Here is a 21080-nt window from a genome sequence, read left to right on the forward strand (position 1 = left end):
TTACTTAACATTGCTCAAACAGTCTGAACGTTGCTCAATCAGTCGATCTTTTCGTCCGCCAGGAAGAACCAGGTATCCAGAACCGAATCCGGGTTCAGGGACACCGTGTCGATGCCCTGATCCATCAGCCACTTGGCCAGATCGGGATGGTCGGACGGGCCCTGGCCACAGATACCGACGTACTTGCCGGCCCTCTTGCAGGCCTGGATGGCGTTGGACAACAGCGCCTTGACCGCGTCGTTACGCTCGTCGAACAGGTGGGCGACAATGCCGGAATCCCGGTCCAGCCCCAGGGTCAGCTGGGTGAGGTCGTTGGAGCCGATGGAGAAGCCGTCGAAGTGCTCCAGGAACTGCTCTGCCAGCAGTGCGTTGGCGGGCAGCTCGCACATCATGATGACCCGCAGGTCATTGTCGCCCCGCTTGAGGCCATTCTCAGCCAACAGATCCACCACCTGCTGGGCCTCGCCGACTGTCCGCACGAACGGCACCATGATCTCCACGTTGGTGAAGCCCATTTCGTTGCGAACTTTCTTGAGGGCACGACACTCCAGCTCAAAGCAGTCGCGGAAGTTCTCGGAGATGTACCGGGAGGCGCCGCGGAAACCGAGCATCGGGTTTTCTTCGTCCGGCTCGTACAGGGTGCCGCCGATCAGGTTGGCGTACTCGTTGGACTTGAAGTCAGACAGGCGAACGATGACCTTCTTGGGCGCAAAGGCGGCCGCCAGGGTGGAAATCCCCTCCACCAGCTTGTCGACGTAGAAATCCACCGGTGAACTGTAGCCGGAGATGCGTTTCTCAACCGTCTGGTGAATGTCGCGAGGCAGACTGTCGAAGTTCAGCAGCGCCTTCGGGTGGACACCGATCATCCGGTTGATGATGAACTCCAGACGGGCCAGCCCCACGCCTTCATTGGGCAGCGCCTGGAAGTCGAAGGCGCGATCCGGGTTGCCCACGTTCATCATGATCTTGAACGGTATGGTCGGCATGGAATCGACGGTGTTCTCACGCAATTCGAAGTCCAGGCTGCCCTCATAGATCAGGCCGGTGTCACCCTCGGCACAGGACACCGTCACTTCCTGGTTTTCTTTCAGGACCTCGGTGGCGTCGCCACAGCCCACCACGGCGGGAATACCCAACTCACGGGCGATAATGGCGGCGTGACAGGTACGGCCGCCCCGGTCGGTGACGATGGCAGAGGCCCGTTTCATCACCGGCTCCCAGTCCGGATCGGTCATATCGGTAACCAGTACGTCGCCGGCCTGGACACGGTCCATTTCGTTGATGCTGGTGATCACCTTGACCGGCCCGCTGCCGATCTTGTGGCCAATACTGCGTCCTTCCACCAGCACCTTGCCCTGTTCCTTGAGCAGGTAACGCTCCATGACGTTGGCGGAGGCACGGCTCTTCACGGTCTCGGGACGGGCCTGAACGATGTAGATGCGGCCGTCGTCACCGTCCTTGGCCCATTCGATGTCCATCGGGCGCTGGTAATGCCGCTCGATGATCATCGCCTGCTTGGCCAGTTCGGAGACTTCCGCATCGGTAATGCAGAACCGACCGCGGTCTTCCGGGTCCACCTTGACGGTATCCACGAAACTGTCGGAACCCTTCGGTGCGTACACCATCTTGATGGCCTTGCTGCCCAGGTTACGGCGCAGTACCGCCGGGCGACCCGCTTCCAGGGTTGGCTTGTGAACGTAGAATTCGTCAGGGTTGACCGCGCCCTGCACCACGGTCTCGCCCAGACCGTAGGAACCGGTAATGAACACCACATCGCGGAAACCGGATTCGGTGTCCAGGGTGAACATCACACCACTGGCGGCAGTCTCGCTGCGCACCATCTTCTGGATCCCTGCAGACAGGGCCACCAGCTTGTGATCGAAACCATGGTGGACACGGTAGGAAATCGCCCGGTCGTTAAACAGGGAAGCGAACACTTCCTTGACCGAGGTCTTGACCTGATCGAGACCAACCACGTTGAGGAAGGTTTCCTGCTGGCCGGCAAAGGAGGCATCCGGGAGGTCCTCCGCGGTGGCGGAGGAACGCACCGCGACAGCCAGGTTGTCGTTGCCGTTGCGCAGCTGGTCGTAGGCGCTTTCCAGGGCTTCTTCCAGCTGCGCCGGGAAGGGTGTCTCGATGACCCACTGGCGAATCTGGGAGCCCACCCGGGCTAGCTCGTTGACATCGTTGACATCAAGGGCGTCCAGCGCGTTGTCGATGCGGTCTTTCAGTCCGTCTTTGGCAAGGAATTCACGATAGGCATGGGCGGTGGTTGCGAATCCACCCGGTACGGTAACGCCGGCGTTGGCGAGATTACTGATCATTTCACCGAGGGACGCATTCTTGCCCCCAACCCGGTCAACATCAGACATTCCCAGGTTTTCAAACCAGATAATGTAATCTTCCAAAACGCGTCTCCCTTGAGTCTAAAAAGCAAAGAGCCGAACCAGGCAGGATAGAGCCGACAGAAAAAATTCGTGGTATGGCTCATCCACGCTCTCGAACTAGCCGTGTATCATACTGTAACCTGAAGCGATTACCTAGGGGACGTGGCACTCGGCGATGCTGAAAAACACGTCACAAGGCCGCCTTGTTGCCCGCAAGTTCTTTGAATTTCGGGTGGGTAGCAGTACAAAGCCGCTTGATACGGAGCCACAGCATTACCATGAAACGAACGGCGTTCTTTATATCCGATGGCACCGGCCTGACGGCCGAGGCCCTTGGCAACAGCCTTCTGGCCCAGTTTGAAAAAATCGAGTTTGAGCGGGTGACCGTTCCCTACGTGGACGACACCGAAAAGGCCAGCGAACTGGTGGACCGGATCAACCAGGCGGCGGAGCTGGACGACGCCAAGCCCCTGGTGTTCGACACCATCGTCAACAATGACATCCGGGCGATCATCAGCCAGGCCAATGGTTTCATGGTGGACATTTTCGGCACCTTCCTGCACCCCCTGGAGACCGAGCTGCAGTCCTCGTCCTCCTATACGGTGGGCAAGTCCCACTCCATCAGTAACGAGAGCAACTACGAGCGGCGTATCCACGCAGTCAATTTTGCCCTCGACAACGACGACGGCGCCCGCACCCGCCAGTACAACGAGGCCGACCTGATCCTGGTGGGCGCGTCCCGCAGTGGCAAGACCCCGACCTGCCTCTATCTCGCCCTGCAGTACGGCATCAAGGCGGCCAACTACCCGATCACCGAAGAAGACTTGATGGATGAGCAACTGCCGGACGCCCTCAAGCCCCACAAGGCCAAGATCTTCGGCCTGACCATCGAGCCGGAACGGCTCGCTGTCATCCGCAACGAACGGCGTCCGAATTCCCGCTATTCGTCACTGAAACAGTGCATGCACGAGGTGGAAGAGATTGAGCTGATGTACCGCCGTGAACGCATTCCCTTTATGAACACCACGGCGTATTCGGTGGAGGAGATCTCGACCCGGATCATGATGAGCACCGGGCTCAGGCGCAACCGCTAAGCTCGGTTGCGCCCGCTTACCGGGGGCTTACAGCTCCTCGATGGACAGCTCGAGGGCTTCCGCCGCGGCCCGGTTGTCGTGGCTGGTGATCACTGCGGTGCTGGCCCGCTCCGGCGCCAGCCAGGTGCTGGCCACCCGCTTGAGATCGTCGATGGTCACCGCCAGTACCCGCTCCCGATAGCGTGCCCGCTGCTCCGGGGACCGACCAAACAGCCGGTTATGGAAAGCATGGCGGGCCTCCCCGGCTGGTGAACGGGGCTTGTCGAGCTGGCCAATCACCCCGAGGATGGACTCTTCCAGTTCCTGGGGATCGTGCTCGGTTTCCTGCAACCACTGCAAGGCGTTGTCGAAATCGTCCAGCGTTTCTGCCAAGCGGGGATCCCGGTAGGAGAAGAAACGGAAGGTTCCGTTCACGCTGTCCTGACCGGCCCCGCCGCCGTAGGCGCCACCTTTTTCACGGATCGCCCGGTGCAGGTAGCCGTTGCGCAGGAAGCCCCCCAGTACCGTCAGGGCGGCGGCGTCGGGATGGTCCACCGGCACGGTGGGATAGGCCTTGGCGCAGAAATTGACCTGGGTGGAGGTCAGCCAGGCCTGGCGGGTCCGGTAGTCCACCGGACCCAGGGACCAGGCCTCTCCGGCGGCGGTCGTCTCACCGCCCCAGTTCCGTTTCAGGTCGTCCACCATCGGGGCCACCTGGTCGTCTTCTCCGATGACCAGGTACTGACGCGCCTGCTGCCGGATACGCTGGTGCAGGTCCGCCAGCCGCTGGCACAACTTCGCCAGCTCGGCCTCGTCCGCCAGGCTGTCGTCCAGGGCCTTGATGCCGCGAATCGCCTCCAGCCCTCCCAGCCGGAAGTTCAACCAGGCACCGGCGCTGATGCCCTGGGAGGCCGCCCCCATGGCCAGCGCATGACCACTGCCGGTGACCGCCTGCTCTCGACGGGCGCGAATCTGCGCCACCAGTTCACGAACGCGCCCCTGCTCGTCAAAGCGGGCCTCCATGCAGACATCCCGCAACAGCTTACCCAGCGCTTCCCGGTTTCGGGCCAGAGCCTTGCCGTTAAAGATCAGGTAGCCGGACAGGTCCTGGACATCATCAATCCGGCCGCGAGTGGTGGAGAACGCGGCGATGCCCCCGGACTCCGCCGAGATGCGGTCCTGCATCTGCAGGTAATCCAGCTCCCCACAACCCACCTCGGTGACACAGGTGGTGTACAGTGGCAGCAACAGGAGTTCGTCCTCGGTCATCGCCGGCAGCGGCATCACCACCTGCTCGTAGACCAGGCCGTTGGTGCCCCGGGCGTACAGGGTGGCCGGGAAGTTTTCGGCGAACTTCGCCTCCGGTTCAGGCGTCTGCAGCGGCACGTCGGTCAGATCGACCTTGGGCAGGATGGAGTCGTCGTCCTTGCGATGCTGACGCTCTTCCAGGGCGGTGGCCCGCTCGACAATCTGCCGGACCTCCTCCTCGCTCAGGGCCGCCTTGCGTTGTGCCAGGGCCTGGCGAATCGCCTCCTGACGACGGTTCTCCAGCTGCGCGTCCGGACGCAGGGTCAGGGTCACCCGATGGGGGTTGTCCAGCAGCTTGCGACGCACCAGGTCGGGGATGTAGTTGGGGTCGCGGATTTTCTCGCGCAGCTGAGCCAGCACCGGCTCCAGGTCGAGCAGGGCCACCGGATCACCACCGTGCACCATCGGCGAGATGGCGCTCATGATCAACTGCAGGCCGTAGGGGAACTGATCGCCGGCGATCTCCCGCTGGTGCAACTCCAGTTGGTGCAGGATTGCCTCCAGGCGTTCCTCGCTCACCCCGTCGTCCACCACTTTCTGCAGGGTCTGTTCCAGCAGGGCTTCCAGGTCACTACCCCGTCCCGGTTCGCTGCCTTCGATACCACAGACAAAGGTCATCTCGCGGTTGGAATCCTCCAGTCCACACATCGGCGACGGCGAATGCCCGAGATCCGAGGTTTCCAGTGCCCGCATCAGTGGCGACGCACTGTTCTCCAGCAGCACGTTGGCCAGCAGTTGCCCTTCCAGGTTCTCCTGCAGGTCGAAGCTGTGCCCGAGCAGCCAGCCCACGACGATGTGGGTCTTGTGCTCCGTCGACTCCCCTTCGGCCACCGGGTAGCCCTGCTCGACCGTCAGCGGCGTGAACATGCGCTTCTCGTCCCGTACCGGCAATTCCACGTGCTGCTGGTCGAAGCGCTTCAGGGCCAGCTCTTCGAACCGCTCATGGTGCTCTCTGGCCGGGATGTTGCCGTAAGTGGCAAAGATGGCGTTGCTGGGGTGGTAATGGTGGCGGTAGAAGCGCACCAGGTCGTCGTAGCTCAGGTCCACAATGTGGTCCGGCTCACCGCCACTGTTGTAGTGGTAGGTGGTGGTGGGAAACAGGTGGCTGGACAGGTGCTGCCAGAGCTGCGACGTGGGCGCGCTCATGGCGCCCTTCATCTCGTTGTACACCACCCCGCGGTACACCAGCGGCGTGGAAGGGTCGCTGGGATCCTCGAATTCCAGACGATGCCCCTCCTGGGCAAAATCCAGCGGATCCAGCTTGGAGAAGAATACCGAGTCCAGGTACACCGACAGCAGGTTATCGAAGTCCTTGCGATTCTTGCTGGCGAATGGATAGGCGGTCCAGTCGCTGCTGGTGAAGGCATTCATGAAGGTGTTGAGCGACCGGCGGATCATCATGAAGAACGGGTCCCGCACCGGATACTTCTCGCTGCCGCACAGGGCTGTATGCTCCAGGATGTGGGCAACCCCGGTGGAATCCATCGGGAAGGTACGCAAGGCCACAAAAAACACGTTCTCGTCGTTGTCCGCCGCCATGTGCAGATGGCGGGCACCGGTCTTGCGATGACGATACTCTTCGACGGTCAGGTTAAGCGTGCCAATCCGGTGACTTCTCAGCTTCTCGAAGGCCGGATGGACGGAGTTTTCACTGACTGCTGCCATTCAACTATCCTGTCTTTGATCGATTAAGGCTTGTAGGGTAACACGTTGCTTCGATTATCATGCAGATAACCGGTCCGACGCCACGTCTGTTTAGCCACGATGTCGGCCCCGGACCCAGAAGTTGTTCATTTGCTAGGGAATACCAACCGCTATGACCGTCGAAACCCCGGAAGGCGTAAGCCCGGCGCCCGCCTCCATCACCCCCTCCCAGACAAAGGGCGACCACCCGTCCCCGATATCGGCCCCCGATGTGGCCGCCTACTGGGCCGAGCGCCGCCGCTACCTCGAACGCATCCGCAAGGTACCGGAACTGCGCCAGCGTTACTGGCGGGCGGTGGTCATCTACCTGGTGCGCCGCATCCTGTGGTCGTTCGGCTTCTTCCCCGTTTTTCTGGCGTTCTGGATCCCCCTGGTACTGGCCAGCTTCAATCCCGTGGTCATGGTGGGAGACCTGCTGCCGCTGATGCACCATTTTGTCGACTCCAACCCCGAAGTACAGGCCAACACCCTGAGCACGCTGATCATTGCCTGGTTATCGGTCGGTTTCTTCTTCCTGGTATTCGATTTCGTGCTGACGCCGTTCAAATCCCCCTATCAGTACGAGGCCGACGTGTATATGCGCGCCTGGGAACAGCTCAACCATGACAGGCTTCCGGACAAAGTGTGATTTAGCCTGCAATCTCGTCAACTTAAGTCACTTTTCGTTACATAAGTTAACGGTAACTCGCTAGTATGAAGAGGCGTTGTCGCCGGCTTGCGTCCGTCGCCGGCGAACGCCAACCGGTTGTTGTCATGCATTAGCGAGAGATTGGGTATGGTCGATTTCAGACCACTATTGTTCATCAATGCCCTGGCCATCATGCTGCTGGTCACTGCTGGCTTTGCCTCTGTCCGGGACAGCCTGAAGCTCACGCCCACGCTGGCCCAGCCGTCCCCCCTAACGGCCGCCCCCACTGAGCCGCCAGCGGTCGAGACGGCTTCCTACCGAACAGGCAGTGACACCGAAAAGCGCCACAACCCGCCGGCCGACAACGGTAGCCACCCGACCGCACCAACAGAGGTAGCCGGGAACCCGGCCCCGGCGCCATCTCATCCGACAACCACAACGCCGGAATCCGCTGCCGAACCCCCGGGGGGGCCCATTGCCCAGCCTTTTACCGTCGCCGTGGATGAACCGGAACCCGAACCGGCTCCGGCGCCGCCGACCACCGGGCAGCTCACACTGCGCTCCAACGTCCATGACGATGTCGTGACCATCAACGGCGAGCACTATGGCCCTACTCGGCTGGACCTGAGCCTGAAGCCCGGCCGCTACGAGGTGGAAATCAGCAAGCCCGGCTTCCGCAACTGGTCCCGCTCCATCACGCTTGAGGCCGGCGACTCGCTGACCCTGATGGGGCAACTGGAAAAATACACCCGGGTGGAGTATCGCGACGGCACCTGGATTGGCGGTGTCAAAACCGGCGATGGCCGCTATATCGACGACACCGGGCTGCGGTACGAAGGCCATTTCGTCGACGGCAAGTTTGATGGTCAGGGTACCGCCTGGTATCCGGACGGCGGCCGTTATGAGGGCGACTGGCAAGCGGGGGCGCGCCACGGCGAGGGACGCTACCGGGCCGCAGACGACAGCCTCTACACCGGCCAGTTCGCAGACAACGGCTTTAGCGGCCAGGGCACACTGACCCTCGCCAACGGCGACATCCTGTCCGGCCAATGGCAGGACAGCAAGCTGAACGGTCACGGCTCCCTAACCACCGCTGACGGCATGCTATACGTGGGCGGGTTCCGTGACGGCGAGTTCCACGGCGAAGGCACCCTCACCTACCCGGATGGCCGCCACTACCAAGGCGAGTTCTCCAATGGCCGGTTTCACGGCTCGGGATCGGAGGTGTTTGCCAGCGGCAAGAAGTACCAGGGCCAGTACATGGACGGCAAGTTCCACGGCAACGGGCTGCTGCTCAATCCCAACGGCAGCTCCATTGAAGCCACCTTCCGCCATGGCGAGCCCTACGGTCAGGTGCGCCTGACCACGGCTGCCGGTGAAGTGTTCACCGCCCGAACTTCCGAGCCGGGCGTGTGTTATCGGGAGAAGAGCTACCGGGCCACGCAATGCCCGGTTCTGGAAGGCTGGTAAGTGCGGCTGACCGGGAAACGCAGGGAAACCAGTCCGGAATGGAGGCCGGGTTCCCCTGCACTAAACACGAATGCTGTAACAGGTCGAGGTTGAACATGGCGATCAAGAATGCACTTCTGGTAGACGACTCCAAGGTGGCGCGCTTCGCACTCAGCAAGCTGTTGGAGAGCCGGGAAATGCAGGTGAATATGGCCGGCTCCGCAGAGGAAGCCCTGGAATTCCTGAACAGCCATGATCGCCCCGACGTCATCTTCATGGATCACCTGATGCCGGGCATGAACGGCGTGGAAGCCACCAAGGCCATCAAGGGAAACCCGGCTACCGCCGACATCCCCATCATCATGTGTACCTCCAAGAAATCCCAGTCGTTCATGGACGAAGCCCGGAACTTCGGGGTCTACAACATCCTGACCAAGCCACCCCACGACGAGGGACTGAACCAGATGCTGGCGCAGCTGACCACCGATGTTAACGCTGGCACCCTGCCCCCAACACCGGCGGTCAATGACGGCGCCCCCGTGTCCGACGCCGCTACCCATGCCCTCCACTCGGCCACCGTGGAGCTGGCGCCCAAATCCGGCAGTGGCAGGGACAGTGAGCCCCATGCGGTGCCATTGACCAGCGAGCTGATCGAACAGATCGCCCGCTCCGCGGTCAAGACCCACATCAACAACCGGCTCCACGAACTGCTCAGTTCACTGTTTGACGAGCAGTTCGACCACCTGAAGCGCGCCCTGGACGAGACCTACAAGAAACAGGATGCCGTCCTGGACGAACGGCTCAACCGGCTGGCGGAGCTGGTGGACCAGCGCACCGCCCACCTGCGGGACGACGTCGCCGCAGAGCTGAACATCAGCCTGAGCCGGGAACTGGCGGACCTGAAGAAGGACCTGTCCCGCTCCAACGGGTTTACCAGCGAGCACATGGCGGAACTGAAGGACCACATCACCAGCGTGCAGACCATCGACACCGAGTTCTGGCAGACCCTGCAATCGGAGGCCATTCAGCAGGCCCACGAAATTTCCCGGGACACCGCCGAGGACATCGCCCAGCGCACCATCGACCTGTACGTCTCGCAGCAGCGAGCGGCTGCATCGCGGGTGTACACCGTGGGTCTGGCGGTCAGCCTGAGCATCTTCACGCTGGGTATTGCCTGGCTGTCCGGCCTGCTGGGCTGAGCACTCGGGCCTGCCGGTTCAACGCCCCGCGAGCCGGAGCCAATCCGCCGGCGAGTCCAGGTCGTCACGCACGCCCGCCACCGGAATGCGGCGGGCACCCACCCGCCGCAGGACCCGGCCAGCCCCCTGGTCGCCCTGCAGTTTCAGAATCTCCGGCCAGAGTCCTCGGGGCAGGTAAGCCGGCGCTCCGGCCTGGCCACCATAGTCCGCCCCTGCCGCCAGCCGAGGCTGCAGCTGTGCCGCCCGCCTCAGCGCCCGCAACCCCGCCGACGCCAACAACGGCTGATCCACCAGCAGCACGAACACACCGGGCACGCCGTTGGGCATCGACAGCAGCCCGGTGCTCAGGGAGGCACTCTGCCCGGCCACCCAGTGTTGCGCATACACCCAACGAACGTTCCGATACCGGCTGCGATAGCGAATCAGGGGGTAACGGGCACCGCCCACCACGGTGATCTGCGCCCCCAGCACCCTGGCCTGGCCGATGGCATGATCCAGCAGAATCCCCTGCCCCCACGGCAGCAGCGCCTTGGCGCGCCCCAGGCGGCTGGAGGCTCCGGCGGCCAGCAGAAGCACGGGAATGTCGAAGGTGGAGTGTGATTGCATAGGGGAATTGAAACCGTGCCGCTGGCAAAACCACATTATAGGCACTAATACCGGGTGACAGGCGCGCGGCTAACGCTCCTAGATGGTACGGATTTTTGCTAGAATCCGCTGGTCAATCAAGTACACCCTCTGCCGGACTCCGCTGATGAATCATCTTTTTGTAGACAACCTGACGGTCATCGACTTTGCCTATCTGGACGCAAGTCGCGGCCTGGTGGGCGAAAGCTGGATTGTCGACGTGGTGCTCGGCGGGGATCTGGACGAACAGGGCATGGTGTTCGATTTCAGCAACGTGAAACGCACCATCAAGCGCGTGATTGACGAGCGGGTGGACCATCGCCTGGTGATCCCCGCGGATTATGCCGGCCTGCAACGCGACAGCGAGGATCCCAACGCCTTTCGCTGGACCCTGAAGGACGGCAACCACATCTACCACCGCTCCCCGGATGAAGCGGTGGTCTGGATCGGCGGGGACAAGGTGGTGCCGTCTGCAGTCGCGCAGCTGTTGCAGGAGGAGCTGCGGGCGGTACTGCCCGCCAACGTCAAGGACATCCGGATACAGTTGCGGGAAGACGTGATCGAAGGCGCCTACTACCACTACGTTCACGGCCTGAAGAAGCACCTGGGCAACTGTCAGCGCATTGCCCACGGCCATCGCTCCCCCATTCGCATCGATCGCAACGATCACCGCGACTACGACCTGGAGCACGACTGGGCAGTGCGCTGGCGGGATATCTACGTGGGCTCCGAGGAAGACGTCAGCAGTCGCTCCGTGGACAGCCAGGGCGTCCGCTACGTTCGTTTCGACTACGAAGCCAACCAGGGCGAGTTCAGCCTCAGCCTGCCGGAAGACCGGGTCTACATGCTCGACACCGACACCACCGTGGAGCTGATCGCCGCCCACATTGCGGACCGGTGCAAGGCCCAGTTCCCGGACGACGCCATCCGGGTCAAGGCCTATGAGGGCGTTGGCAAGGGCGCCATTGCCGAACGCTAACCCCCCGCCTTCCGAACCACTCCGACCTTTTTGGGTGACAGAATTGAATTCTGTCACCGATGCCTGCAGCCACGCGCTTCCGTAGCCCCTGACGATCACGCCTTTCACCGCATCCTGCGGCGACCACTTTTCTGCAGGCACAAAAAAACCGCCCGAAGGCGGTTTTTTTGATGGCTTGCCGGCGGACTAACCGGCTTGCCGTATTGGCGTCCCCTAGGGGGTTCGAACCCCTGTTGCCGCCGTGAAAGGGCGGAGTCCTAGGCCACTAGACGAAGGGGACTAGAAAATGGTGGAGCCAAGCGGGATCGAACCGCTGACCTCAACACTGCCAGTGTTGCGCTCTCCCAGCTGAGCTATGGCCCCTCAACGGCTGCGTATATTAAGGATCCCCCCCTATGCCGTCAACCTTTTATTTTCATTTTTTTTAAGAAACATGGAAATCGGTTAAAAAGCACCCAAATCCGTCAAAAATCAACCAAATACCGGCGTTTTTGAGGCTGCGGGCCGGGTGCCATGACATCAGGGGGTGTCGCTTACAGCGCTGCGTACTCCTTCTCCACCCGCTTGGTCTCCTTCTTGGAGAAGCCGCCCAGCACATTCAGGGCGTGACGCAGGCGCGCCCGGGTCATGTCCGGCCCCAGGGTGGCCATGGAATCCATGACCGACCAGGAGTTAGGGGTTCCGGCAATGGCCACGAAGATCGGGAACATGAACTCGCCCATCTTCAGGTCCATGGCCTTGGCCAGGTCCTTGATGTCGGCGAAGATGTTGTCCTTGGTCCACTGACGCTGGGCCTCCAGTTTCCACAGGGCGAACTGCAGCACCCGCTTGACCTGCCCCTCCTCCAGCTTCTTGTGGGCGAACTGCTCGGGGGTCAGGTCCAGCATGCCGGAGAACATGAAGGCTGCCATCGGCGCCACGTCGCTGAACACCTCGGCCCGACCCTTCACATGGGGCACCAGGTCCCGCAGGGCCTCCTCGCGGAACCACCAGGCGCGCATGCGCTCGACAAACTCATCGTCGGAGAGGTCCTCCCGCAGCCACAGGCCGTTCAGCCAACGCAGCTTCTCCACGTCGAAGATCGGACCACCCAGAGACACCCGCTGGATATCGAAGTTCTCGATCATCTCGCTGACCGAAAACTTCTCCCGCTCATCCGGCATGGACCAGCCCATGCGGCCCAGGTAGTTGATCACCGCCTCCGGCAGGAAGCCCATGCGCTCGTAGAAATTGATGCTGGTGGGGTTCTTGCGCTTGGACAGCTTGCTCTTGTCCGGGTTGCGCAACAGCGGCAGGTGACACAGCTCCGGCATGTCCCAGCCGAAGTATTCGTACAGCAGCTTGTGTTTGGGCGCCGAATTGATCCACTCCTCACCCCGCAGCACATGGGTGATGCCCATGGCGTGATCGTCCACCACGTTGGCCAGGTGATAGGTGGGCATGCCGTCGGACTTCAGCAGGATCTGGCTGTCCACCTGGGCCCAGTCGATTTCTATGGTGCCCCGCAGCATGTCGTTGATCACGCAGACACCTTCTTCCGGCACCTTCATGCGGATGACATAGGGCTCGCCCCCGTCCAGGCGACGCTGCACCTCGTCTGCCGGCAGCTCCAGATCGCCCTTGATGCCCGGGTTCAGGCCCTGTGCCTTGCGTTCTTCCCGAATCGCCTCCAGTTCTTCCGGGGTACGGAAGCAGTAGAAGGCGTGCCCCTTCTCCACCAGTTCCATGGCGTACTCGCGGTAGGAGTCCTTGCGCTCGGACTGACGGTAGGGCCCGTGGGGACCACCCACGTCCGGCCCCTCGTCCCACTCCAGCCCCAACCAGCGCAGGGCCTTCAGGATGTCCTGTTCGGATTCCGGCGTACTGCGGGTCTGGTCGGTGTCTTCAATCCGCAGAATGAACTGGCCGCCATGCTGACGGGCAAAGCACAGATTGAACAGAGCCACATAGGCCGTGCCAACGTGGGGATCTCCAGTCGGCGAAGGCGCGATTCGGGTACGTACGGTCATGAAAGCATCCTGTCTTGCGGCTGCATCCGGTAGCCTGGCCCACGGCGCTTACAGGCCGGCCAGCCCCACACAGCCAGTGATTGGAAAGCTCCGCATTATACCGACCTGACCGGACTTTCGCATAAGCGGAAACCGGAGAGTTTCACCTTGACCTAAAACGTAATATTATAACGTTCCATTGATCAAGACAGTGAACAGGATTTCCCTTCATGCGCGTCAGCCGTTACTTCGCTCCGCTACTGCTCACCCTGGTTGCCCTGGGCACCCACCCCACCGCTTCGGCGGAGCCCCGCATTGTCACGTCCCTCAAGCCCCTGGAACTGCTGGTACGCGCCATTGCGCCCGAGAACGCCGAGATCACCAGCCTGGTGCCCGCCGGTGCCAGCCCCCACACCTACCAGATGCGCCCGTCACAGCGTCGCGCCCTGGCAGACGCCGACCTGATTTTCTGGGTGGGCCCGGAGATGGAGACGTTTCTGGAACGCCTGCTCCTGGGCTCGGACTTCCGCGAGCAACAGGTGGCACTGATGCCCGCCGTCAAATCGCCGGGGACGCAAATGGATGAACACCAGCCACGGCACGACCATCACCAGGACGAACCGGACCATCTGGGCCACGACGGACATGCAGAACACGAAGAACACGGAGCCGCTCACCACCACGGCGAAGGCGAGGACCCTCACATCTGGCTGGATCCGGAACTGGCCCTGACCATGGCCCGGGCAATCCAGCAGGAATTGTCGGAACTCCCCGGCGTCCGCCCGGCGGTGGTGGCTGCCAACCTCCAGCGTTTCGAACAGGAGCTGCGCGACGCCGAGGCGGAGATCCGTAAGCGCCTGGCCCCCGCCCGGTCGATCAGCCTGTTCACCTACCACGACGCCTTCCGCCGCTTTGCCGAGCATTACGGCCTTGAGATCCAGGGAGTGCTGACTCTGGATCCGGAACGCTCCCCCGGCGCCCGCCATATCGCCGAGCTGCAGCAGAAACTGAAAAGCCGCGACAACGTCTGCCTGCTGACCGAGCCCCAGTTCAACCGTCAATGGTGGCGTTCGATTACCGAGGGCATCGAGCTGACCATCAGCACCTGGGACCCCCTGGCCTCCGAGATCGAGGCCAACGCCGGAGGCTATGTCCGGTTTCAGCAGGCCATGGCGGAGGCCCTGCTGGCCTGCCTACCAGAGCAGTCCCAGCATTAACGGCATGGTGACCATCGCCAGCAGGGTCTGGCCGCTGATGATGCCAGCCATCAGCGGCGCGTCTCCGCCCAACTGGCGGGCCAGAATGTAGGACGAGGTGGCCGTCGGCAGCGCCGTCAGCAGGATGCCCACCTGCACCAGCAGGCCATCCAGCCCCAGAGCCAGGGCCAGCCCAGCGGTCATCAGCGGGAACAGCAGCAGCTTGGCGGTGGACGCCACCAGGAACGGTGTCGATGCCCCGCGCAGCGCCTTGAGCTGCAACCCCGCCCCCACCGTCATCAGCCCCAACGGCAACGCCAGCTCGCTCAGTGGGGCCAGGATGGCCGCGAGCAGGGGGTGGAAACCGATCTGAAAATAGCTCCAGAACACCCCGACCACCGAGCCGATGATCAGCGGGTTGGTAACAATGGCCTTGAACACCGGCCGGAACCGCACCGGTCCCTGCCCCACCAACAGCGAGAACATCAGGATGGAAAGCAGGTTGATGAGCGGGACCTTGATGGCCACCACTATGGCAATCAGCGACAGCCCATCATCACCCAGCAGCATGCCGGCGGCCGCCAGGGCCACGTAGGAATTGAACCGCAATGCGCCCTGGAACACCGAGGAATAGACGTCACCGGGCCAGCGCCAGATCAGTTGAATGATCACCAGCAACAGGCTCATGGCCACCACCATGGCCACCACCAGACTGGCGATCTCGCCGTAGGCGCCCGGCTCGATCCTTGCTTGCCCCAGCTTGAACACCAGCATGGGTGGGAACAACACATAGTAGGTGAACCGCTCGGCCTGCAGCCAGAAGCCGTCGCCCGGGAAGTTCCAGCGGCGGAACAGGTACCCCATCACGATCAGTGCGAATACGGGCACGAGGGCTTGAACAAGGACCGGCATAGAGGACTCCCACGGGCAAGTAAAACCGACATAGCCTAACAGCGATGACCTTCCACGTGGATACGTAGGTAGCTAATTCTATGTCGGCAGGGCCAGCGCCGGGCCAGCGAACCTGGGGGAGCCGGCTCAATCACACCCCGACGGTGAGCGTCGACGGCAGGCCTGGCCCCATTCACCGGCGTTCAAGCTAGCTTTCCAGCGCCCTCCGGCAGAGATGGCAGCCGGTTCCTGTCAACTCGGCATTATCATTGCCGGCTTTCCCGATTAGAATGTATCGCCCGCAACGCGACGGCCCCGAACACACCCTTTTAGTTCCACACAGCGATAGCGATGAGCAGCACGTCAAGGACCCCGACAACAGCCCCACCCGCTTCACAAGGCCAGGAGCTGGTAAGACTGCTTGCCAGCCTGGGCGAGCGACGTGTGAGCAGCACCGCCCCGTGCTTTGCCGAACGGCTGGGCCGTGTGTTCGGGCTCGCGGACACCATGAACCTGGATGCCGCCCTGGCCCGCCCAAAGGGTGGCCCTGACCAGCCCAACCGGGCGACCGCAGAGCGGCTTCGCCAGGGGGTGGCGTCGGGCCGCCGGGCCCTGATCAAACAACTGGAGGCCAGCTTTGGCGCCAGCGAAACCCGATCGGCCCCGGGCCTCCCGGAGCCCAGGGCGGGCGAGGACGGTGGCCCGCCGGAGGTCAATCGCTATCAGCGTTTCTATCTGGCCCGGCAGCGGGAGATTGTCGCCGGAGTGCGCCAACAGCGGGTCCAGCTCAGGAAAGCCCTGGCCAAGCACAACCCGGCCCTGGCCCAGCTGGCGGAGCTGGACTCGGTCTTTGAAAGCACCCTATCGAATTTTGTCGGCCAGAGCTTCGGCATCATTCCAGCGATCCTGGAGAAGCGTTTTGACGCCCTTTGGCGGGCCTACCAGCAAAACCATCCGGACAATCCGCCATCCCCGGCGGACTGGATGGCCCCCGGCGCCTGGCTCCACCAGTTCTGCGAGGAAATGAAAACCCTGCTGCTTGCCGAGCTGGATGTCCGGCTTGAGCCGGTCCTGGGACTGCTGGATGCATTCAACCAAGAGGTAACCCACAGCACATGACTCGTTTGCTTTTTGTATTGGCCTTTGCCCTGGGGGCCGGCGCCATCGGCTGGATCGGCCGTGGCGCCCTGGAATCCGGCCCTCTGGCCCTGTCGGTGACGGTGATTATTGGCGCGGTGTACGGCCTGGGCTTTGCGGAACTGCTGCAATTCCGCCGCGCCTCCGCCGCCCTGGCCACCCAACTGGCGCACTTGCCGGCATCCCGGGAGACGCTGGCACCCTGGCTGGACAAACTGCCCCCCGCATTGCAACCCGCCGTGCGCCGACGCATCGAAGGCGAGCCGGTGGCCCTGCCCGGCCCCATGCTCACGCCCTATCTGTTGGGATTGCTGGTAATGCTGGGTCTGCTGGGCACCTTCCTCGGTATGATCATCACCCTCGATGGCGCCGCCGCGGCGCTGAACGGCAGCAGTGAGCTGTCCGCCATCCGCAGCGCCCTCGCGGCCCCCATTGAGGGCCTCAGCCTGGCGTTTGGCACCTCCATTGCCGGCGTGGCGGCCTCCGCCATGCTGGGCCTGGCCGCCACCCTGAGTCGCCGCGACCGAATCCTGGTGTCCCGGCAGCTGGACAGGATCATCCGCGAGCAGCTTCACCATTTCTCCTTTCAGCACCAGCGGGAACAGGCATTCCATGCCCTGCAGGAGCAGTCCCGGACCATGCCGGAACTAGTCAGCGCCCTGCAATCCATGACCGGCCGCCTGGAGCAGATGAGTGACCAGCTCTCAGACACGCTCACCCGCAACCAACAGCAATTCCACGACACCCTGGGCGGCCAGTACCAGGCGCTGGCGCAGTCCGTGGCCACGTCTTTGCAGGACACCCTGACCAACAGCAGCCGTCTGGCGGCGGAAGGCATCAAGCCGATCATGGTGGAGGCCATGAGCTCGTTGAGCGAGCAGGTCCAGCACAGTCAGCGGCAGTTGAACGAAGTGGCTGAGCAACAGTTGGGCGCCCTCAGCGATCGTTTCCAGCACACCACCGAGCAGGCCGCCGAACACTGGCGGGCCGGTCTGGACGCCCAACAGCAGGCAACCGCAAACCTGGCCAGGGAGGTCGGCGACGCCCTCGCCGAACACCAGAGTCAGCTCCGGCAACAGGGCCAAGCACTGCTCGACGGCGTTGCCAGCGCCCAGGGGCAGCTTCAGGAACGCACCGGTGAACAACTGACGCAGCTGGTGGAGCGCTTCCAGACCACCACGCAGCAGGCGGCAACGGCCTGGCAGTCCGGGCTGACAGAACAGCAGCAGGCCGGCCAGCAGCTGATCGACACCCTGGCCAACGCCCTGGACGGACATCAGCAGCGCTTCGAGCGAACCACCGGCGAGCTGGCAAACACCCAGCAAACCGGCCTGGAGGCGCTGATTGCCATGCTGCGGGAAGAGCTCGCCACCCTGCGGCAACAGGAGGCCGAGCGTGGCCGGGCGGCCCATGAGCGTCTGACGGATCTGGAGGGCACCGTCGCCCGCCACCTGGGGGAGCTGGGCACCGCCCTGGAAGCGCCGATGACGCGGCTGATCGAAACCGCGTCGGAAACCCCGAAGGCCGCAGCGGAAGTGATCGGCCAGCTGCGCCAGGAAATGACCCGCAGCGGCGAGCGGGACAACGAGCTGTTGGCCGAGCGCCAGCGCATCCTGTCCGAGCTGGACGCCCTGCTCAGCCGCCAGCGTGAGGCAGCCACCGCCCATAACGACGCCATCCAGGCGTTGATTGAAACCGCCAGCCAGTCACTGACGGACGTCAGCGATGCCTTCTCTCGCCAGGTTACCGACCAGGGCAACCGGCTCAACGACGTTGCCAGTGACATCCGTGGCAGCGCCCACGAAGTGGCCAGCCTCAGCGACGCCTTCGGCGTGGCCGTGCAAAGCTTCAGTGCGTCCAGCGACAAGCTGCTGGATGCGCTGAACCAGGTGGAGACGTCCCTGGAAAACTCTGCCACCCGCAACGACGAGCAGTTGGCCTACTACGTTGAGCAGGCACGGGAGGTGATCGAGCTGAGCATGTCGTCCCAGCGGGATGTCATCGATGCCCTCACCGCATTGCGCAAGGGCGGGGCCCACCAGCCCGCCGCTGAGGTAAGTTGATGGACGAATTGCAAAGCAGCGAGGTTCAGGCCACGCCGGTCTGGGCGATTTTTTCGGACCTGATGGCGGCTCTGGTGGGCATTTTGGTGTTGGTCCTGGTGTGGGTGATTGGTATTCAGCTGGAGCTGAGCCAATCCCTGGAGGAAGAGAAGCAGGCCCGCCAGGCCGAGGAACAACGCCGGATGGCCCTGGAAAGGGCCCTGGCCGATCCGCTGGCAAAGGGTCGCATCACCATCCGGGACGGACGCATCGGCATCAGCGGCAGCGTGTTGTTCCAGCTCAACTCCGACCAGTTGCAGGCCGAAGGCGAAGAGCTGCTGCAAACACTGGTGGCGCCACTGCAGGTGTACCTGAGCCAGCACGATGAAATGCTGATGGTGAGCGGCTTTACCGACGACCTGCCCATCCGGCGGGGCAACCAGCGCTATTCGGACAACTGGGGCCTGTCCGCCCAACGGGCGCTGACGGTTACCCGGACGCTGATCGACCAGGGCCTGCCGGCGGACCGGGTGTTCGCCGCCGCGTTTGGTGCCAACCACCCCGCAGTGGCCAATCAGGACGAAGCCTCCCGGGCCCAGAACCGCCGGGTGGAGATCAGCACGGTGCCGCGCTTGGAGGCCGGCGGCAATGAATGACGCCTGCCTGCCCAACGCGGCCCAGGAGACCATCCCGGAACAGCTGGCCCGACTCCACCAACAGGGCGCGCACCGCTTCGACCCGGTTCGCTTCCAGTATCTGCACTCCCTGGCCCGTCGATTGGCCGAATCACCGAGGCAACAGCATCGGCTGCCCCGGGCGCTGGCGGCGTTTCAGGAACAGTTCGAGCAGGCTCGGCGGCAGGCAGCAGACCTGATCGACGACTGTGCCAGCGACTTGCCCCACCCCCACCTGGTCAGCCTCCAGCAGTGCCTGGAACAGGGCGACTATCGGGGGGTACACCGCCTGGCGAGGCGGTTCCGGGCCCGACAACGGCCTTCCCCCTTGGCCGACCTGCAGGAACGGCTCCTGGCCCAGTCCGCACAGCCCCGCGGGGATGAGGCCAGCTCCCCGCAGAGGCCTGCGCCCTCTCCCACCCTGCAACCGCGCCGTGAACTGCGAGCCCTGAGCGAGGTGCGTGCCGCCCAGGCCCAGCTGTCCATCGAGAAGCGCATTGCCAACGCCATTGCCAATACCCCGGACAATGCCGGACCGATGAACGCCCATCGCCTGGTCACCCGGGCGGTGACCACCATGCAGCGCCTCTCGCCGGACTATCTGAACCGCTTCGTGGGCTATGTCGATACGCTGTTGGCCCTGGAGCAGATGGCCAGGAAGGGCTAGTCCGGGCCTTTCCCGTATTCACGCTCGACTTTGGCAATCCGCACCCGAAAGCCGGCGTACCAGGCCTCCCGGCCAAGCCGCTGGGCCTGCAGGTGTTCCACGTTCTGCTTCCACTGCCGGATGGCCTCCAGGTTATCCCAGTAGGATACCGTGATTCCGACGCCTTCCCGGGCGGACTCCACGCCCAGGAACCCCTCCTGCTCGGCTGCCAGCCGCAGCATCCGCTCCGCCATCTCCCCGTAGCCCTGGTCGCCGTCGGTTCGCAGCGAGGTGAAGATCACGGCGTAGTACGGCGGTAGCGGTGTTTGCGCAATGTCACTCATGACTCCTTGTCCTCCCGGGGCCCGAACGGCCTACACCTGTCGCGGAGCAAACATGATGATGGCCATGCCCAGCAACGCCACGGCTCCGCCCACCAGATCCCAGATCGTGGGCCGAATGCCCTCAACGGCCCACAGCCACAACAGGGCCACACCAATATAGACCCCGCCATAGGCGGCGTACACTCGTCCGGCTGCGGTGGGGTGAAGCGACAACAGCCAGGCAAACAGGGCCAGGCTCACCAACCCTGGCAGCAGCAACCAGGCCGGCTGGCCTGTCGCAGCCACAGGTAAGGCAGGTAACAACCAACGATCTCCGCCAGGGCGGTGACGAAGAACAGGGCAACGGTTTTGAGTTCAAACATTCGGGCTTCCCCACAGGTACAGCAAGCTCGGGCCCTTCAGGGATGATCCACAGAGACGAACGCCAGCGCCCGCCCCTCCCTGAACAACAGTGTGTAAGACTCGGACCAGCTCATTATCTCCTGCCCACCTCCATCCGTCAGTGTCCAGTCAACGGACGCCACCGCGCAGTCACTGCCTATCCAGGCCACCGTGAGGTTGGAATAGCGGCACTGCCGGCACCCCTGCTGCCGGTATTCATCCAGGTAACGCTGGAAATACTCGCCCAGTTCCCGCTCGGTATGGAACACCAGACGGTCCTCCCCCGCGCTTTTCGCCATATAGGGGAAACTGAACTTGGCGGCCACCCGCTGGCCATCAAAAGACGCGAAGGCGTCGGTGAAATCGTCGAAGTATTGCTGGATAAGGTGATGCTTCTTGTCGTCCATGGTTCACAGGTTCCCTGTTCAGG

Annotated in this window: 17 protein-coding genes, 2 tRNA genes and 1 pseudogene; 10 read left to right on the forward strand and 10 right to left on the reverse strand. The window is 62.9% G+C overall.

Features of this window, described 5'->3' with window-relative positions; translation table 11 throughout:
- Positions 1-38: 38 nt before the first annotated feature.
- Positions 39-2408, reverse strand: coding sequence for a phosphoenolpyruvate synthase (ppsA, locus tag R3175_RS13890; protein ID WP_318944917.1), 2370 nt, complete (start codon positions 2406-2408; stop codon positions 39-41).
- 257 nt (positions 2409-2665) lie between these two features.
- Here ppsA and R3175_RS13895 point away from each other — a divergent pair, with 257 nt between their 5' ends.
- Positions 2666-3481: a pyruvate, water dikinase regulatory protein gene (locus tag R3175_RS13895; protein WP_318944918.1), complete on the forward strand. Its 816-nt coding sequence runs from the start codon at positions 2666-2668 to the stop codon at positions 3479-3481.
- A 27-nt stretch (positions 3482-3508) separates the two neighbouring features.
- Here R3175_RS13895 and R3175_RS13900 read toward each other — a convergent pair whose 3' ends face one another.
- The gene (locus tag R3175_RS13900; protein ID WP_318944919.1) at positions 3509-6433 is read right to left on the reverse strand and encodes an insulinase family protein; all 2925 of its coding nucleotides are present in this window, start codon (positions 6431-6433) and stop codon (positions 3509-3511) included.
- A 151-nt stretch (positions 6434-6584) separates the two neighbouring features.
- Between R3175_RS13900 and R3175_RS13905 the strand changes: the two genes are divergently transcribed.
- From R3175_RS13905 to R3175_RS13915, 3 genes are all read left to right on the forward strand, one after another.
- On the forward strand, positions 6585-7100 hold the full coding sequence (locus R3175_RS13905) for a hypothetical protein (RefSeq protein WP_318944920.1): 516 nt from the start codon (positions 6585-6587) through the stop codon (positions 7098-7100).
- A gap of 147 nt (positions 7101-7247) precedes the next feature.
- Entirely contained in the window at positions 7248-8570 is a 1323-nt protein-coding gene (locus R3175_RS13910; protein WP_318944921.1) for a PEGA domain-containing protein, read from the forward strand.
- Positions 8571-8665: 95 nt separating this feature from the next.
- Positions 8666-9748 carry a response regulator gene (locus tag R3175_RS13915; protein WP_318944922.1) on the forward strand — a complete coding sequence of 361 codons (1083 nt, stop codon included), beginning with the start codon at positions 8666-8668 and terminating at the stop codon, positions 9746-9748.
- 18 nt (positions 9749-9766) lie between these two features.
- Here the strand turns inward: R3175_RS13915 and R3175_RS13920 are convergent, their stop codons facing one another.
- A complete protein-coding gene (locus R3175_RS13920) occupies positions 9767-10354 on the reverse strand; it encodes a nucleotidyltransferase family protein (RefSeq protein WP_318944923.1) in 588 nt (195 codons plus the stop codon).
- A 145-nt stretch (positions 10355-10499) separates the two neighbouring features.
- Between R3175_RS13920 and R3175_RS13925 the strand changes: the two genes are divergently transcribed.
- On the forward strand, positions 10500-11351 hold the full coding sequence (locus tag R3175_RS13925; protein ID WP_318944924.1) for a 6-pyruvoyl trahydropterin synthase family protein: 852 nt from the start codon (positions 10500-10502) through the stop codon (positions 11349-11351).
- Positions 11352-11555: 204 nt separating this feature from the next.
- On the opposite strand, the gene R3175_RS13930 is transcribed toward R3175_RS13925, so the two are convergent.
- From R3175_RS13930 to gltX, 3 genes are all read right to left on the reverse strand, one after another.
- A tRNA-Glu gene (locus R3175_RS13930) sits at positions 11556-11631 on the reverse strand.
- Between the two features lie 7 nt (positions 11632-11638).
- Positions 11639-11714, reverse strand: a tRNA-Ala gene (locus R3175_RS13935).
- A 170-nt stretch (positions 11715-11884) separates the two neighbouring features.
- Entirely contained in the window at positions 11885-13360 is a 1476-nt protein-coding gene (gene gltX, locus R3175_RS13940; RefSeq protein WP_318944925.1) for a glutamate--tRNA ligase, read from the reverse strand.
- Between the two features lie 209 nt (positions 13361-13569).
- Between gltX and R3175_RS13945 the strand changes: the two genes are divergently transcribed.
- Complete coding sequence (locus tag R3175_RS13945) at positions 13570-14556, forward strand: zinc ABC transporter substrate-binding protein (RefSeq protein ID WP_318944926.1); 987 nt, start codon at positions 13570-13572, stop codon at positions 14554-14556.
- Here R3175_RS13945 and R3175_RS13950 read toward each other — a convergent pair.
- Positions 14533-15447, reverse strand: coding sequence for an AEC family transporter (locus R3175_RS13950; RefSeq protein WP_318944927.1), 915 nt, complete (start codon positions 15445-15447; stop codon positions 14533-14535). The genes R3175_RS13945 and R3175_RS13950 overlap by 24 nt on opposite strands.
- A 330-nt stretch (positions 15448-15777) precedes the next feature.
- Between R3175_RS13950 and R3175_RS13955 the strand changes: the two genes are divergently transcribed.
- Genes R3175_RS13955 through R3175_RS13970 form a run of 4 tightly spaced genes read left to right on the forward strand, consistent with a single transcriptional unit; the run spans position 15778 to position 19946 of the window.
- Positions 15778-16545: a DUF3348 family protein gene (locus R3175_RS13955; protein WP_318944928.1), complete on the forward strand. Its 768-nt coding sequence runs from the start codon at positions 15778-15780 to the stop codon at positions 16543-16545.
- The gene (locus tag R3175_RS13960; RefSeq protein WP_318944929.1) at positions 16542-18626 is read left to right on the forward strand and encodes a DUF802 domain-containing protein; all 2085 of its coding nucleotides are present in this window, start codon (positions 16542-16544) and stop codon (positions 18624-18626) included. Before R3175_RS13955 ends, R3175_RS13960 begins: the two co-directional genes overlap by 4 nt.
- Positions 18626-19261: an OmpA family protein gene (locus R3175_RS13965; RefSeq protein WP_318944930.1), complete on the forward strand. Its 636-nt coding sequence runs from the start codon at positions 18626-18628 to the stop codon at positions 19259-19261. The genes R3175_RS13960 and R3175_RS13965 overlap by 1 nt, the downstream gene beginning before the upstream one ends.
- Positions 19254-19946, forward strand: coding sequence for a DUF2894 domain-containing protein (locus tag R3175_RS13970; protein ID WP_318944931.1), 693 nt, complete (start codon positions 19254-19256; stop codon positions 19944-19946). Before R3175_RS13965 ends, R3175_RS13970 begins: the two co-directional genes overlap by 8 nt.
- On the opposite strand, the gene R3175_RS13975 is transcribed toward R3175_RS13970, so the two are convergent.
- From R3175_RS13975 to R3175_RS13985, 3 genes and pseudogenes are all read right to left on the reverse strand, one after another.
- Entirely contained in the window at positions 19943-20269 is a 327-nt protein-coding gene (locus tag R3175_RS13975) for an antibiotic biosynthesis monooxygenase (RefSeq protein ID WP_318944932.1), read from the reverse strand. The two genes, R3175_RS13970 and R3175_RS13975, sit on opposite strands and share 4 nt — an antisense overlap.
- 30 nt (positions 20270-20299) lie before the next feature.
- Positions 20300-20631, reverse strand: a pseudogene (locus R3175_RS13980) (YnfA family protein).
- 36 nt (positions 20632-20667) lie between these two features.
- Entirely contained in the window at positions 20668-21057 is a 390-nt protein-coding gene (locus R3175_RS13985) for a hypothetical protein (protein WP_318944933.1), read from the reverse strand.
- Positions 21058-21080 lie beyond the last annotated feature (23 nt).

It is taken from the genome of Marinobacter sp. (assembly GCF_033722735.1).
Taxonomy (GTDB): domain Bacteria; phylum Pseudomonadota; class Gammaproteobacteria; order Pseudomonadales; family Oleiphilaceae; genus Marinobacter.

Bases quoted from the DNA above. Each gene is read 5' to 3' on its own strand.
- R3175_RS13960 (WP_318944929.1), top strand. From the start codon at position 16,542: ATGACTCGTTTGCTTTTTGTATTGGCCTTTGCCCTGGGGGCCGGCGCC.
- R3175_RS13975 (WP_318944932.1), bottom strand. From the start codon at position 20,269: ATGAGTGACATTGCGCAAACACCGCTACCGCCGTACTACGCCGTGATC.
- gltX (WP_318944925.1), bottom strand. From the start codon at position 13,360: ATGACCGTACGTACCCGAATCGCGCCTTCGCCGACTGGAGATCCCCAC.
- R3175_RS13965 (WP_318944930.1), top strand. From the start codon at position 18,626: ATGGACGAATTGCAAAGCAGCGAGGTTCAGGCCACGCCGGTCTGGGCG.
- R3175_RS13900 (WP_318944919.1), bottom strand. From the start codon at position 6,433: ATGGCAGCAGTCAGTGAAAACTCCGTCCATCCGGCCTTCGAGAAGCTG.
- R3175_RS13895 (WP_318944918.1), top strand. From the start codon at position 2,666: ATGAAACGAACGGCGTTCTTTATATCCGATGGCACCGGCCTGACGGCC.
- R3175_RS13905 (WP_318944920.1), top strand. From the start codon at position 6,585: ATGACCGTCGAAACCCCGGAAGGCGTAAGCCCGGCGCCCGCCTCCATC.
- R3175_RS13920 (WP_318944923.1), bottom strand. From the start codon at position 10,354: ATGCAATCACACTCCACCTTCGACATTCCCGTGCTTCTGCTGGCCGCC.
- R3175_RS13950 (WP_318944927.1), bottom strand. From the start codon at position 15,447: ATGCCGGTCCTTGTTCAAGCCCTCGTGCCCGTATTCGCACTGATCGTG.
- R3175_RS13970 (WP_318944931.1), top strand. From the start codon at position 19,254: ATGAATGACGCCTGCCTGCCCAACGCGGCCCAGGAGACCATCCCGGAA.
- R3175_RS13910 (WP_318944921.1), top strand. From the start codon at position 7,248: ATGGTCGATTTCAGACCACTATTGTTCATCAATGCCCTGGCCATCATG.
- R3175_RS13955 (WP_318944928.1), top strand. From the start codon at position 15,778: ATGAGCAGCACGTCAAGGACCCCGACAACAGCCCCACCCGCTTCACAA.
- R3175_RS13925 (WP_318944924.1), top strand. From the start codon at position 10,500: ATGAATCATCTTTTTGTAGACAACCTGACGGTCATCGACTTTGCCTAT.
- R3175_RS13945 (WP_318944926.1), top strand. From the start codon at position 13,570: ATGCGCGTCAGCCGTTACTTCGCTCCGCTACTGCTCACCCTGGTTGCC.
- R3175_RS13985 (WP_318944933.1), bottom strand. From the start codon at position 21,057: ATGGACGACAAGAAGCATCACCTTATCCAGCAATACTTCGACGATTTC.
- R3175_RS13915 (WP_318944922.1), top strand. From the start codon at position 8,666: ATGGCGATCAAGAATGCACTTCTGGTAGACGACTCCAAGGTGGCGCGC.